Origin of the sequence: Noviherbaspirillum phoenicis (genome assembly GCF_047237965.1) — a bacterium.
Lineage (GTDB): Bacteria > Pseudomonadota > Gammaproteobacteria > Burkholderiales > Burkholderiaceae_D > Noviherbaspirillum_A.
The window spans coordinates 1-13,573 of the sequence record NZ_JBDFLX010000005.1 but is presented as its reverse complement, the minus strand read 5'-3'; the positions used below and the strand labels follow the sequence as shown (position 1 = coordinate 13,573).

Genomic DNA, 13,573 nt, shown 5'->3' with positions numbered 1-13,573 from the left:
CCTTGACTATGAGCAAGAAAAAGGATGTGGCTCTTGATCAAGAATTTTGGTCGACCATCGGGCCATTGACTGCTGAGCGTCATGTGAAAATCTATAAAAATCAAAGTTTCACGCTGAAGGAGTTAAATGTGAATTTTTTCGCGGGCAGCATCACCGGAGGTTTTCTGCCCGTTAAGCCAGATTGCTTTGTTTACGTAAAAAATAGAAATGGTGAAGGAAAGGCTTTTTTCGTATCCGCAAAAGCAGATAAATTATGGACGTGTGTTGGCTTGCCAGCATTAAGCGCCAGACAAGTAAATGGCGCAGATGTCAATTTGTTGATATTTTCAACATTCACTTATCAGGCTCCTTCAGGAGATTTTTTTAATCTTCCTTTAATCATTCAATCGAAAAAAAATGGCGGTTTTGAAGTTGGCCAAGTTGATGAATGCGTAACCGATAAAGCCCAGAGTGTGAAAATAAATAAAATTGTACAGCTTTACAAATTTGCGGATGAATGTGTTGTAACGGGAAAGAGATAGCCGCCTTGGCTTGACTACGCTTTCATGGATGCTCTTTCGCATAGACAGCTTTGGGACTGCCTTAGCCAATAACATCGCTGCGATGAGTCGCTGCAAGCTAGCGCGATAGGCGGTGTCGTACACACCGGAAGAGCAGGCGACAGATGCATTTGGTAATACGCTGGTTCGGATTTACCATGCTCAAGAACGTAAAGCACCTCCGTATCATCGCCACGAGAGCGGCCCTGCAAAGGGCGTTCGAAGGCGAAAGGAATTCCCGCTTGCGCGGCAATACCGAGTTTTGGCAGCTTGCGTGAATACTTTCACAGTCTCTTTCGCTCAACCCAGGCCACATCACCTGAAACAAGGATTCCGGAAAAGCCGCACCCTGCCTGCTCACCCGCCAGGCAGGGCCAGCCGTGATTGCAGGCTTTCAAGCATGCGCCCGACGCACTCGCTGGCTGAGAGAACACTGGTATCGAGCACCAGATGCGCCGACGTCGGCTCTTCGTAGGGCGCGGATACACCTGTGAAGTGAGAGATTTCTCCCTGCCGGGCCTTGCGATACAAGCCTTTCACGTCGCGGGTTTCACACACCGCCAGCGGGCATCGCACGTAAATTTCAAACAGGTTTTCCGGGCCGACAATGTCTCGCACCCTGGCCCTGTCTTCCTCGAACGGCGAGATGAATGCGGCGAGGGTGATCACCCCGGCTTCCATCGTCATGCGTGCCATCTCGCCCACACGGCGCAGGTTCTCATGCCGGTCTTTGGCGGAGAACCCGAGATCCGAGCACAGCCCTTGCCTGACGTTGTCGCCATCCAGCACCAGCGTGCGCCGGCCCTGTCGGTGCAGTTCGGCTTCCAGCGCGTTGGCCAGCGTGGTCTTGCCGGCGCCCGACAAGCCGGTAAACCAGATCACGATGGCCCTGTGTCCGTTCAGCCGCTCGCGCGCTGTCCGGGTCACGGATGGCGCCTGGTAGAAAACATTTTCTGTCATGGTTGGGATGTTACCTGCTTCCAGAGCCGCGGCCAGGCGTCGATCCAGCAGCAGCGATGATCAAAGCCAGCCATCACCTGCACCGACGGCCTTGGCTCGACATGGCGGGCGGCGAAGTCGAGCGCCAGGCGCGGCGGGATGACGTCGTCCTTTTCGCCGGCGAAATGCCACTGGCTCATTCGCCGGGGAAGCGGCGCGTCGTCGGCCGGGTTCAGGGAGCCGTTCAGGGGGTCGAGCTGATGCAGCGTCGTCCAGGCGCGATGATCGAGGTTGCCGGCGACACTCACCACGCGCACCACGTCCGTGCGGCGTGCCGCCACCAGCATGGCCACGGCAGCGCCGCCCGAATAGCCGACCAGCGTGAGCTGCCGGGTGCCGAAGCGGACCTTCAGCGCATCGATGGCCTGGCTGGTCGCCGACACGACCTCTGGCGCGAAGCGGCGCGAAGTCCAGAACGATTCCTCGCAGGTGTCGGCCGCGAATACATACTGGCATGGCCGGCCGAGATAGGCTGCCGCGCCGGCAGGCTGCGCGAGCGCCAGGCGCAGTGCCAGCGGGTCGATGGGAGTCGGGTCGGCGGAGGGGTGCGCCGGCCCTGTCCATGCCATGCCATCGCCCTCGAGATAAAGGGTGAGTTCCGAGGCTTGCGTGCTTGCTGGCGGGAGGAAGGCGGCCAGCGGAAAGGGGCTTGCATGAATCGTCTGCATGGTCCAGCCGCGCGGCGCCGCGAGCGCCTGGGCATGGGTACTGCGCTCGGCGGGCGACGGCACGGTCGCACAGCCGCCAGAGAAAAGCAGCGGCGCGAGCAGCCAGAGCGTCAATCGTTTCTGCATCTTGTTGAAGTCGACGGCGAATGCAAATGAAACAGGGGCCGCAGAACTTCCTGCAGCCCCTGGCGCTTAGCACTCGTGCATCAGAACGCCCAGCGTGCCTTGATCGAGGCAGTCTGGTTGTTCAGGCCGGTACGGTGCTCGAGGTCGTAACGGGCCGTCAGGTCGACGCCGTTCTTGACCTGGTAGACATAGCCCAGCCCTGCGCGGGACACCACGCGGCCTGCCTCGATGCCGGACAGCGTGAAGGCAGCGCCGGGGTTGCCGGCGAAGGTCGACACGATGGTGTTTTTCTGGTCCATCGTGTCGTAGCCCAGGCCCAGGTTGCCAACCAGCGTGCCGCGGTCGCCGACACGATGCTGCACCCGGCCATCGACGCCGATCACGAACGACTTCGTGGTACGGCCTTCCACCGAGAGGTTCAGCGCATCGGCGCCGTTCTCGGTATAGCCGCGGTCGCGAATCCACGTGTAGTCGGCGCGTACCGACGGCGTGAACGTGGTGCGGTCGGACAGGGTCAGGTCGCGGCCCAGCGCAGCGCCGGCGTGCGCCGTGTTGCTGCTCGAGTCCGATTGCGCCCGCAGGTTCGCGAACGAAATCTGGCGATGGCTCTTGTTGTCGTTATGACCGATGTCTGCCTGCCAGTTCAGGTCGGTGCGATTGCCCAGGTTGACGCTGCCGTAGCCGATCAGCTGGTAGGAATCGACGTTGGAACCCTGCGGCGCCACCGAAGAACGGCTGTCCACGTCGATGCGCGAATAGGCAAACGCGGCGCCAACCCGCATGGTCTTCGACACGTCGGCGTCCACGCCGGTGACGAGGCCATAGCTGCGCGACTTGAATCCGGCGACGCCGTCGCGGTCGGCCTGGTTGGCCCATGATCCGAACGGCTTGACCCAGGCGCGCTGGTCGGCGATGAACATGTCGCCGGAGGACATGCCGCGCGCCGAATCCATGCGGGACTGCACGATCTGGTTGACGTTGGACAGGGTGGAGCGACTGACATTGCCGGAACCGGCCGCGATCAGCGGCAGGGTCTGGGTGACTGCCTGCGACACCTTCTGCTGGTTTTCCAGGGGCACGAACATCAGCGAGATGGCGCTGCCTGGATTGGCGAACAGTACTGCGTCGAGAACACGCGCCGCACTGAAGCCCGGTGCGTTGTTGTTGGCGACTGCCGCCGCGGTCACGCCGCTGTAGCGCACCGGCTGTGGCGCGGGAGTTTGAACCACGCCGCCTGGCGCGTCCGGGACAACCTGCACCGGATCGGCGGGTGCAGCCGGATTCACAGGGACGACCGGCGTCGGCACCACGGGAACCGGCGCGAGTTCCAGCTTCAGGTCCACGCCCGTTGCGTTGTACACAGGCTTGAAGTTGAACAGCACGCTGTTATCGGTCGTGGAAGCGAAGGTGCCGGCAACCGTCGCGCCGGTGATCACGCCAGCCACGACGCCATTATGCGTATTGGCGCTGGTGACGCCGGCGGCATTGACGACCAGGCTGCCGCCCAGGGCGACTGCGCCGCTGGCCTGCAGCCGGCCTGCCGCATTGTCCGACACCGCGGTGGCGAAAACGCCCGAGGTGGCGAAGTCGCCGTTGACGACCAGGGTTTTTCCGGCGGGGATGGTCACCATGCCGGCATTGGTCAGGTTGCCGTTGAGGGTCGCATCGCTGCCCTTGAAGATGCCGTTGCTCTTGACGTCGATCGAGCCGGTGAGCGCTGCCGTATCGGCCAGCGACAGGGTGCCTGCCTCAACCGACCAGCTGGATGCGCCCGTGCCGGATAACGTCCATTCGCTGTTGCCTTCTTTCTGGAAGCTCTGGAATCCGCGGTACTGCGCTGCATTGCCGATGCTGGCCAGGTTGAAGTTGTTCCCGCCTGCAGCATTGACGTCGCCGCCCAGCGCCAGCGTGTCGCCGCCATTGCCTGCGCTGCTGCTGACGACATTGCCGTTGATGACCGAGCCGGCTTCGAGCACAAGCTTGTTGCCGCCATTGGAAAGTTGAATGGCGTCGGCCCGTGCGCCTGATCCGCCATCGGCGAAGCCGCCGGAGATGGTGCCGGCGTTGCTGATGGTCGAATTGCCGGTGGCGATGATGCCCACTCCGCCGGCGCCGCCGCTGCCCATGCTGCCGGTGACCAGGCTGGTGCTGCCTGCACTGCCGGCCGCGCCAGCCGTGCCGGCACTGGATGCCACGCCGGATCCATAGGCGAGGCCGCCGAGGCCGGCATTGCCGCCGGCGCCTGCCGCTCCACCCGCGCCAGGCGTACCCGCAAGGCCGCCTGCGCCGCCGTTTCCGCCGCTGATGCTGCCGCTATTGAAGAGAGTGAAATCGTGGCCGCTCACGGCTGCGCCACCGCTGCCACCGGCGCCGCCATTACCTGCTGCCCCGCCAGCGCCGCCAATGCCGCCGGCACCGCCATTTCCGCCCTTGCCACCCACACCATAGGTCTGGGGACCGTAGTAGCCACTAGTGCCACCCATGCCACCCTGACCGCCGGCGCCGCCCATGCCGCCCGCACCGCCGGTGCCGCCCATGCCGCCAGCACCGCCTGCGCCGCCTGCGCCGCCGACAAGGTTGCCAGTATTGTTGAGGACAAAATTATTGCCGGACACCGCAGCGCCACCGGCCCCGCCTGTTGCGCCGGTGGCGCCCGCACCGCCGACGCCGCCCGTCCCGCCGGCGCCGCCGAGGCCACCCGTTGCGCCGTCGCTCGCTTGCACGCCGTAGTAGCAGCCGTAGCACGTATTGCCGCTGCCGCCAGTGCCGCCGGCACCGCCGACGCCGCCAACGCCGCCAGTGCCGCCGGCACCGCCGGTGCCGCCCATGCCACCAGCTCCCCCGGTGATCGTGCCGCTGTTGAGCAGGGAAAATTGTGAACCACCAATGCCGTTGCCGCCGGCAACGCCGGCACCTGCGACGTTACCCGTCGCGCCGGCACCGCCAGCAGAGCCGGCCGATCCGGGATTGCCAGGCATGTACTTGCTGCCTGCAATACCAGCCATGCCAGCCTGGCCAGCCAGGGCCGGGCTGCGAATCAGTCCGCTGCTGCCCGCGGCACCGACTGCGCCATTCAATGCGCCGGTATTGTTGAGCGGCAGGGAAACCGTTTGTCCGTTTACGGCGACAGGCGCGCTGGCGAGAATCGTCAGCGGTGCGGTGATTTCAGGCAGCGCTGTCGCGAGCGTCAGCGAAGTGACCGACGGGTCGATAACGATGGTGCTGTTTGCGTTGGCATTGGCACTGGTGATGGCTTCACGCAGGGACCCTGCGCCGCTGTCTGCAGACGAGGTCACGCTGTAGGTGGATGCCCATACCGGCGCGCTTGCGCTCAGAGACAGCAGTGCGACGCATACCGCGTGCGAGATGCGCTTGGGCTGGGTTCGCAGCGTTTCCTGTTTGCGCGCAGCACGTTGGGATGTGGAATGAAGATGACCAGTATTGCGAAGGGTGTTCAAGTTTTCTCCGTTGATAAGGCATGGGATACCAGCCAACGAAGCTTAGCGGAATTAATTTCCTGAGCGAAATTATTTTCTATGGGAAATATGCGGCGCTTTCAATCATGTTACCTTCGCGCCACATTATTGCAAAACCGGCATCGTGAAATGCAGTGCCAAGGGGAGTCCCTCACTGCTTGCAAGGACATGCCCGGTGCAGCAGTTTTTCGAGGAGAGCTGCAGCGAGTCAAATGACCTGAACGCCATGCAGATTGGCCTGCGGGTGAAGCCAGAAAGCGTCATTGCCAAAGCGGTTGAATACATCGGGCGGGAGGACCGTCTGCCGGGGGATGGCCTCGATTTTCGAGCGGACCGAATGCAGGCCGGGCGTGCCGGCGCGCATGTCGAATTCATCGGCCTCGTAGGCCACGTTATTGAAGTCGTGTGGATAGGATGCCTGCCCCAGATGCCGGTACACCGCTTCCAGCACGCGTGCAGGGTTGGTCACCAGGGTTTCATATTGCACCAGCAGAAGCTTGTTCGCGTGGGGCCCATAAAAGGCTTCTTTCAGGGCGTTATAGGAAAAGCCGACGAGACCATCGCCATTGGCAAGCATCTCGGCGCGTGAGTACACGGTGCCGCTCGTCTGGTAATTGAAAATGCCCGACGGCGAAAGGGCGTTTCTCTGCGCAAGTCGTTCTATGCTGTCGACGATCCAGGACACGTTGCGCACGCAGGCAATCACGCGGCTTTCCGGAAACAGCGCATTGAGTTGCGGCATCCAGGCGCACCAGCCCCGGTTCGTGTCGATGATGACCTGGGCCGTGTATTCAGGGCCGTAGTAGTTTTCGACGATGCCGCGCAACACGCGCAGCCTCTGCTCCGGCTTGATGAACACCGCGTACTCGTTGGCCGCGCTCATGTCCCGCAGCATGGAAGCCGCCATGCCATGGACAGGGCTGCTCATCGAGGCGTGGAAGGCCGGGTTCTGTTTCAGCAGCGCCGATAGCAGCGTTGAACCGGAACGTGGCAGTCCCGAGATGAAATGTATGGGGCGAATGATGGTGCTCCGTGAGGAATCAGGAAGGATGGTGGCCGGCATCGAACGGCCGGTGCCAGATAGAGCGTCCGTGCTGGTCCGCGCCCAATCGCTGAAGGCCCAGGTTCTGCATGTGCCCGATCGATCCGGGCAATTCAAGAGCGGCATTTTCAATGATGGCCGCGACACCGGCCGGCGCGCCCCGCTCGGTCCGGTAGTACTGCGCAAGCTGTTCAAACGACGCGCTGAAAATCTCCATCGCAATCCGGGAACGCCTATGCGCCTTGCCGACAAAGGTCCGGTACATCCAGTACATCGCACCGGAAGGCGTCAGCCTGTCCATGAAGAAGGAGCTGACACCCACGATATTCCAGTCCTGGTCCACCGCGATGCATCCCACTTCAAAGCTGCGTCGCCATGCTTCGCTGTCGTCGGCAATGGCGCCGTTCTCCATCCAGAAGCGCTGCAGTGCGGCCCTGATGCCAGGCGTCATTGCACCGTAGGCCCACAAAAAGGAGATCTGGCCGGACCGCGCAACGACAGGGAGTGTTTGCATGAGAAGTGTCGGGATGGATAACGTTCTTCGGGCGCCCTATCCGGCGCCCATCAAAGCGGCCCATCTTAGGTATCGGCATCCAGGTCTGTCAATGCTTGTGTTTTGCATAACGCTCGACTGGTGCAGACGTGAAGTAACCACCGCAGGCGGGCCGCTGCGCTGAATTTCCCTCTGCCTTTAGAGCGCTTTCGGTCTGACTGGCTTAGGCGAGACCGAGGCAGTGGCCCCGGAACAAGGGGTAGGCAGGGGTTTCGCAAAGCATTGCTTTGCGCCTGCAGGCGCAGACGCGCCCAGCAAGGGTGGGAATGAGTCGTAGCGGTGCTACGGCGAAGAGCCACAACGCAGGGCCGGGGCACTGGCCGGTATCGACAAGCTGGTCAGGCCGAGAGCGCTCTGATGTTCAGGTCATCGATCGCCAGGTCGGCTGTCATGCATGGCCCGCAGTTGCCCGTGCACGATGCAGCGCTCCAACGGAGCGGGAAGCATCGCCGGCTTCCTTCGGCTTGCAGGTCGTTGATGTTTGAGGTTCACACCCGGTGTGGGTGCTGCCGGCATGACGATGAATGCATCAGGCGGGCAAGCGTCACGCGTCGATGTCCGCCTGCCCTGCACTACGGCTGCTACTGCTACTGCGTCAGCGGCGCACCAGGCGCCGGGTTGGCTGCCGACGCCTGCGGCTCGGCCTTGCCTCGCCGGGCATGCTTGACTGGCTCGGCCTGGATGTTCGTCGTCTCTCCCATGATCACGCTGATCAGCGGCGGATAATCGTATGCGGCGCCGGACCCCGTATCGATGGCGGCGCCGATCACGCCGCCGAAAATGATGTTGCCGAATGCCATGGGCTTGGTGGTGGACTTGACCGTGGCCATCCCGGGTTCGCTGTTTTCCTTCTCGCACCTGACCTTCATGTCGTCATACGCCCGATGCACGGTCACGGTGCCCGGCGTGGTGACGTAATACACGCCCTTGCCGTTTTCCAGCTTGCAGGAGGCGCCTGGCACCTGCTCGGTCTTGTTCCTGGCCTCCACCGACACAACCTGGTTGGTGCCGCTAACGATGGATGCGCACCCGGTAAGTACCAAAGACGCAGCAATGACGACGAGCGCCGCCAGGCGCATGGATGACTTCATGAACATCACTCCCTGATTGCGGCAAGATGGTGTGCCGTTGCACCTTTAATTATTGTCGGCAGTAAAGCATGCAGGGGGACAACAAACCATCCCATATCCGCGGTAATTTTTCCGCGACTGGCTAGGAGCGCGAGGGGGAAAACATTAGCTCAGGCCGACGGCAGACAGCCCGCCGGCAAGATGTCAGGCAGCATCCTGAGGATGCGTCAAGGATGACCGGCGGCATCCATCACATGGCTGCAATGGATGCCGCCGACATGGAGGAATACAGTGTCACGGGAATGTCGGTATATGCGCCTCCTCGCCGCGAAAATGCATTTCCGGATGCCGCTGTGCAAGCAGGGCTTCCAGTTCATCGACCCGGCCCGACGGCACGTCCACCATCAGCAGGATGCTGCCCTTCTGCAATTCACCGTCGAAGGCTGCCAGGCGCGAATTGGGCAGGGAAGCGCCCTGCATGCTGGATGCCCAGGCGCCGAACAGGATGCCGACCAGCGTCGCGGCGACCATGAATGCGGCCTTCATGCCGGCGCTGGCGATGTCGAAGTAGTACAGCAGGCCGACGCCGGCCAGGAGGCCGAGGGCGGCGCCCAGGGCCATGCCCATCTCGGCGCCGCGCACGACGTCGGTTCTCTGCATCAGGCTGGCGCCAGGCAGGTCCGGCGGCAGCGGCTGGCCAGCGCTCAGGAAGCGGATATACCGGGCCTCGATGCGCGCCAGCAGAAGGTCGTTCATCGTGGCGCGGGCGGCGGGAAGGTCGGGCAGCAGGTAGTACAGGCGATGTCTCATGATGGTCTCCTTCGCATCGTGGCCTGCGCCTGACCCTGGGCGGGCTGCCCCGGGCGGCCCAGGCTGCTCACTGTGCATGCGTAAGACCAGTATAGAAAGCGCGCCAGAAAAGTCCCGGATTCTTTCGGGACTTTCGCCAGCCTATCGCTCAGGCAACGGCTACACGCTACATGCCGACCGGATAACCGTCCTTGCGGTGGTCCGATGCCGCCACATAGCCGCCTTCTGTGCGCATGGCCACCTGGGCGCAGCCGAACTCGGTGTCGAAGCGCGGCGCCACCTTGACCGTGTGGCCGCGCTGGCGCAGCCCCTCGATCGCCTCGGGCGGGAAATTCCATTCCACCGCGATGGTGACGTTGTCGTCCATCACCCGCCAGCGCGGCGCATCGCTGGCGGCCTGCGGGTTCTGGCCGTGGTCGGCGAAGCGGGCGGTCATCTGCAGATGGCCCTGGGCCTGCATCGAGCCGCCCATCACGCCGAAGCTGGCCAGCGGCGCGCCGCCGCGCATCAGGAAGCCCGGAATGATGGTGTGGAAGGGCCGCTTGCCGGGCGCCACCTGGTTGGGATGGCCGTCCTTCAGGGTGAAGCCCCAGCCGCGGTTGTGCAGGGCGATGCCGGTGTCCGGCACCACCACGCCCGAGCCGAAGCCCTTGAAGTTGGACTGGATCAGCGAAATCATCATGCCGTTCTCGTCGGCCGCCGTGAGATACACGGTGCCGCCGGAATGCGGGTTGCCGGCGCGGGCCGGCGCCGCGCGCTGCGGGTCGATCAGCTGGGCCCGGCGCTTCAGGTAATCCCGGTCCAGCAGATGGCTGGCGGTGACGGTTTTCATCGCATCCGGGTCGGCCACGTATTCGGCCATGTCGGCAAAGGCCAGCTTCATCGCTTCCAGCTGCAGGTGGACGGTGGCGGCGGTGTCCAGGCCCGCGGCCTGCATGTCGAAATGCTCCAGCATGCCCAGCGCCATCAGCGCGCCGATGCCCTGCCCGTTCGGCCCGATTTCCAGCAGTTCGAGGTCGCGGTAGCGCATGCCGATCGGGTCGACCCAGTCGACGCGGTGCGCCGCGAGATCGGCTTCGGTGAGCGCGCCGCCGGTATTTCTGGCATGCGCTGCGATCGCCGCCGCCAGTTCGCCATGATAGAAGTCGTCGCCCCTGCTGGCGGCGATGCGCTCCAGCGTGCGCGCCTGGCCGGGGCAGATGAAGCGCTCGCCCGGCAGCGGCGCCCTGCCCTGCGGCGCGAAGGCTTCCCGGTAGCCGGGCTGCGGCAGCATGTCGGCCACCTGGGCCTGCCATTGCCGGTGCACCGTGGGCGAGACCAGGTAGCCGTTGCGGGCATAGCGCAGGGCCGGCTCGAACAGGTCGGCGAAGGGCAGCTTGCCGAACTTGTCCGACAGCGCGCGCCAGGCCGAGACCGTGCCCGGCACGGTGACGGCGTCCCAGCCGCGCATCGGCATGCTGTCGCGGCCGGCGAAATAGTCGGGCGTCCATGCGCCCGGCGCCCGGCCGGAGGCGTTCAGGCCGTGGATGCGGCTGCCGTCCCACAGGATGGCGAAGGCATCGCCGCCGATGCCGTTCATGCACGGCTCGACCACGGTCAGCGCGATGGCGGTGGCAAGGGCGGCGTCCACCGCGTTGCCGCCGCGCGCGAACATCTGCAGGCCGGCGGACGCGGCCAGCGGCTGCGAGGTGCTGACCACATTGGCCGCCAGCAGCGGCATGCGCTGCGAGGTATAGGGATAATCGAGCAGCGATGCCGCCAGGTTGTTCTGCATGTCTTCCTCCGTCTTGTTGGTTGCGCTGGCGCGGCGGCTTCATGCGGATGCATGCCGCCTGCGCCATGGGCCGGCCAGCATAGCGGCCCGCGCCGGAGTCGGCAATGGCGCCTGGCCCGAATGCCGGCGTTAGTTCAGTCGAGCTTGACCTTGGCGGTTTCCACCACCTTGCCCCAGGTGCTGAACTCCTGCTCCATCATCTTGCCGAACTCCGGGGCGGGCGTGAATTTCAGCTCGACGCCCTGCGCCTCCATCGCCTCGCGCACGCCGGGCGCGGCCACCGCGCTCTGGATCGCGGCCGACAGCGCCTTGATGGCCGGGGCCGGCGTGCCTTTCGGCACCACGAAGCCGAACAGGTTGTTGGCCTCGAAGCCCGGCACGCCGGCTTCCTGCACGGTGGGCACGTCCGGCATCGACGACACCCGCTTGCCGGATGCCACCGCCAGCACCCTGAGCTTGCCGGCCTTCACGTGCGGCATCGAGGCCGGGATGCTGTCGAACATCATCGCCGAGCTGCCGCCGATCAGGTCAGGCAGGGCCTGTGAGCTGCCCTTGTACGGCACATGCAGCACGTCGACGCCGGTCTTGATCTTGAACAGCTCCGACTCCAGGTGCGACAGCGTGCCCGGCCCCTGCGAGGCGAAGTTGTACTTGCCGGGCGCCGCCTTCAGGTAGCTGATCAGCTCGCCCACGTTCTGAGCCGGGGTCGACAGCGGCACCACCAGCATGTGCGGCACCGTGCCCACGCCCGCCACCGGCACGAAGTCGCGCAGCAGGTGGGCCGGCTGGGCCGAATAGGCCGCGGCGGCGATGGCGGCATTGGTGACCGCGCCGAGGTAGATGGTGTAGCCGTCCGCCGGCGCGCGGGCCGCGGCGATCAGGCCGATGTTGCCGCCGGCGCCGGGCCGGTTTTCAACGATGACGCTCTGGCCAAGCGCTTCCGACATCTTCTGGCCAATGGCGCGCGCCAGCACGTCGGTGGCGCCGGCCGGCGGAAACGACAGCAGCAGGTGGACCGGCTTGTCGGGGTAGGCGGCATGCGCCGGTGCGGCCAGCGCCATGCCTGCGGCGAGGGCGAGAAGGCCCGCTTTGGCCACGACGCGGGAGAAACGGTGAAATGGCTTGCGGACGGCAGGAGAGACGCTTGCGTTCAAATTCATGGTTATGCCCTGAGCGGTTGGTCGTTTGAATAAAGAGTTGATGTGAGACGGCGGCGCACGCGGCCGCCGCAAGTCATTTCCCTCATGCAGCTTTCATGCCTGCATTGCTGCGCCTTGCGCACCGTCCATAGTCAGGCGAAAAACCTTGCGCCCTGCGTTCCATGGCCGAACACGCACCACAGTGAACCATCGACTGCATTCCAGGGCAACACTCTTTTTTGCGATCTTTGCCTGCCGTCATGTTGTGCGATATTCGTACATCGTATACGATCTACGAAATTGATAACAAGCCGAAGCACGAAAACGCCATGCCCCTGACCATGCCCTGGACCGAAGACAGCCCCGCCGGCACCCTGCTTTCCCAGGTACGCGACGTGCCGCTGGCGCACCTGGTGCGGGACGAGATCCTGGCTTCCATCCTGCGCGGCGAGTTCAGCCCGGGGGAGCGGATCACCGAACCCACCATCGCCTCGCGCCTGGGCGTGTCACGGGTGCCGGTGCGCGAGGCGCTGCGCGACCTGGAGCACATGGGGCTGGTGGAATCGAAGAAGCATGCCGGCGTGCTGGTGCGCCAGCTGTCCAACCGCGAAACCCGCGACCTGTACCAGCTGCGCTCGGTGCTGGACGCCTTCGCCGGCCGCGAAGCCGCCGCCAGTGCCGACCCGGCGCTGCTGGCCTTGCTGGAACAGCGTCTGGCGGCCATGGATGCCGCGGTGCAGGCGCGCGACGTGATGGCCTACTACGAAGCCAACCTGCGTTTTCATTGGGACATCATCCATGCCAGCGGGAACCGCGAGATCTGCGACATCTATCGCGGCGTGGTGCAGAAGCTGCACATGGCGCGGCTGCGCAACCTGTCGACCGACGTCGGCATCCTCAATTCCATTAAAGAGCATCACGCCATCGTCGATGCCATCAAGAACAAGCGGGCCGACATCTGCGAAGCGCTGATGGCCAGCCACGTGAAAGCCGCCGGAGAGCGGCTCCAGAAAATACTATTCGAAGGAGACAATCATGAAAAGAAGACTAGCCCTTAAGACATTTGCGCTGACGCTGGGCGTCGGCGCGCTGGCCGCGCCGCACTGGGCGCTGGCGCAGGAAGCCTGGCCCAGCAGGCCGGTGAAGATCGTCGCGCCCGTGGCGCCGGGCGGCGGCGTGGACCTGGTGGCTAGAACCATCGCCGACCGCCTGACCAAGCCCTTCGGCCAGAGCTTCATCGTGGAAAACCAGAGCGGCGGCGGCGGCGTGATCGCTTCGCAGAACGTGACCCGCGCCGCGCCCGACGGCTACACGCTGATGCTGGGCTATGTCGGCACCCACGGCACCAATCCGGCGGTGCGCAAATTGCCCTACGAC

General features: G+C 64.1%; 12 protein-coding genes. 3 read left to right on the top strand and 9 right to left on the bottom strand.

Going from position 1 to position 13,573, the window contains the following annotated elements; genetic code table 11:
- The first annotated feature begins 8 nt into the window (after nucleotides 1–8).
- Nucleotides 9–521, top strand: coding sequence for a hypothetical protein (locus ABC383_RS25730; RefSeq protein WP_413018537.1), 513 nt, complete (start codon nucleotides 9–11; stop codon nucleotides 519–521).
- 375 nt (nucleotides 522–896) lie between these two features.
- Here ABC383_RS25730 and cysC read toward each other — a convergent pair whose 3' ends face one another.
- From cysC to ABC383_RS25685, 9 genes are all read right to left on the bottom strand, one after another.
- Nucleotides 897–1,499, bottom strand: coding sequence for an adenylyl-sulfate kinase (cysC, locus tag ABC383_RS25725; RefSeq protein WP_413018535.1), 603 nt, complete (start codon nucleotides 1,497–1,499; stop codon nucleotides 897–899).
- Complete coding sequence (locus ABC383_RS25720) at nucleotides 1,496–2,332, bottom strand: alpha/beta hydrolase (RefSeq protein WP_413018534.1); 837 nt, start codon at nucleotides 2,330–2,332, stop codon at nucleotides 1,496–1,498. Before ABC383_RS25720 ends, cysC begins: the two co-directional genes overlap by 4 nt.
- Nucleotides 2,333–2,412: 80 nt before the next feature.
- Nucleotides 2,413–5,790, bottom strand: a complete 3,378-nt coding sequence (locus ABC383_RS25715) for an autotransporter family protein (RefSeq protein WP_413018532.1) — start codon at nucleotides 5,788–5,790, stop codon at nucleotides 2,413–2,415.
- Between the two features lie 226 nt (nucleotides 5,791–6,016).
- Nucleotides 6,017–6,871, bottom strand: a complete 855-nt coding sequence (locus tag ABC383_RS25710) for a sulfotransferase family protein (protein ID WP_413018530.1) — start codon at nucleotides 6,869–6,871, stop codon at nucleotides 6,017–6,019.
- Complete coding sequence (locus tag ABC383_RS25705; RefSeq protein ID WP_413018528.1) at nucleotides 6,849–7,364, bottom strand: hypothetical protein; 516 nt, start codon at nucleotides 7,362–7,364, stop codon at nucleotides 6,849–6,851. The genes ABC383_RS25710 and ABC383_RS25705 overlap by 23 nt, the downstream gene beginning before the upstream one ends.
- Nucleotides 7,365–7,990: 626 nt before the next feature.
- The gene (locus ABC383_RS25700) at nucleotides 7,991–8,494 is read right to left on the bottom strand and encodes a hypothetical protein (RefSeq protein ID WP_413018526.1); all 504 of its coding nucleotides are present in this window, start codon (nucleotides 8,492–8,494) and stop codon (nucleotides 7,991–7,993) included.
- 273 nt (nucleotides 8,495–8,767) lie between these two features.
- On the bottom strand, nucleotides 8,768–9,283 hold the full coding sequence (locus tag ABC383_RS25695; RefSeq protein ID WP_413018524.1) for a DUF1269 domain-containing protein: 516 nt from the start codon (nucleotides 9,281–9,283) through the stop codon (nucleotides 8,768–8,770).
- A 166-nt stretch (nucleotides 9,284–9,449) separates the two neighbouring features.
- Complete coding sequence (locus ABC383_RS25690; protein ID WP_413018522.1) at nucleotides 9,450–11,057, bottom strand: gamma-glutamyltransferase family protein; 1,608 nt, start codon at nucleotides 11,055–11,057, stop codon at nucleotides 9,450–9,452.
- A gap of 134 nt (nucleotides 11,058–11,191) precedes the next feature.
- A complete protein-coding gene (locus ABC383_RS25685) occupies nucleotides 11,192–12,217 on the bottom strand; it encodes a Bug family tripartite tricarboxylate transporter substrate binding protein (protein ID WP_413018520.1) in 1,026 nt (341 codons plus the stop codon).
- A gap of 308 nt (nucleotides 12,218–12,525) precedes the next feature.
- Between ABC383_RS25685 and ABC383_RS25680 the strand changes: the two genes are divergently transcribed.
- Entirely contained in the window at nucleotides 12,526–13,254 is a 729-nt protein-coding gene (locus ABC383_RS25680) for a GntR family transcriptional regulator (RefSeq protein WP_413018518.1), read from the top strand.
- A partial coding sequence (locus ABC383_RS25675) for a Bug family tripartite tricarboxylate transporter substrate binding protein (RefSeq protein WP_413018516.1) occupies nucleotides 13,232–13,573 on the top strand: 342 nt, incomplete at its 3' end. The genes ABC383_RS25680 and ABC383_RS25675, both read left to right, overlap by 23 nt.

What these genes read in the sequence shown, in the direction of transcription:
- ABC383_RS25705 (WP_413018528.1), bottom strand. Translation starts at nt 7,364, where the DNA reads ATGCAAACACTCCCTGTCGTTGCGCGGTCCGGCCAGATCTCCTTTTTG.
- ABC383_RS25720 (WP_413018534.1), bottom strand. Translation starts at nt 2,332, where the DNA reads ATGCAGAAACGATTGACGCTCTGGCTGCTCGCGCCGCTGCTTTTCTCT.
- ABC383_RS25690 (WP_413018522.1), bottom strand. Translation starts at nt 11,057, where the DNA reads ATGCAGAACAACCTGGCGGCATCGCTGCTCGATTATCCCTATACCTCG.
- ABC383_RS25685 (WP_413018520.1), bottom strand. Translation starts at nt 12,217, where the DNA reads ATGAATTTGAACGCAAGCGTCTCTCCTGCCGTCCGCAAGCCATTTCAC.
- ABC383_RS25680 (WP_413018518.1), top strand. Translation starts at nt 12,526, where the DNA reads ATGCCCCTGACCATGCCCTGGACCGAAGACAGCCCCGCCGGCACCCTG.
- ABC383_RS25730 (WP_413018537.1), top strand. Translation starts at nt 9, where the DNA reads ATGAGCAAGAAAAAGGATGTGGCTCTTGATCAAGAATTTTGGTCGACC.
- ABC383_RS25710 (WP_413018530.1), bottom strand. Translation starts at nt 6,871, where the DNA reads ATGCCGGCCACCATCCTTCCTGATTCCTCACGGAGCACCATCATTCGC.
- ABC383_RS25700 (WP_413018526.1), bottom strand. Translation starts at nt 8,494, where the DNA reads ATGAAGTCATCCATGCGCCTGGCGGCGCTCGTCGTCATTGCTGCGTCT.
- cysC (WP_413018535.1), bottom strand. Translation starts at nt 1,499, where the DNA reads ATGACAGAAAATGTTTTCTACCAGGCGCCATCCGTGACCCGGACAGCG.
- ABC383_RS25695 (WP_413018524.1), bottom strand. Translation starts at nt 9,283, where the DNA reads ATGAGACATCGCCTGTACTACCTGCTGCCCGACCTTCCCGCCGCCCGC.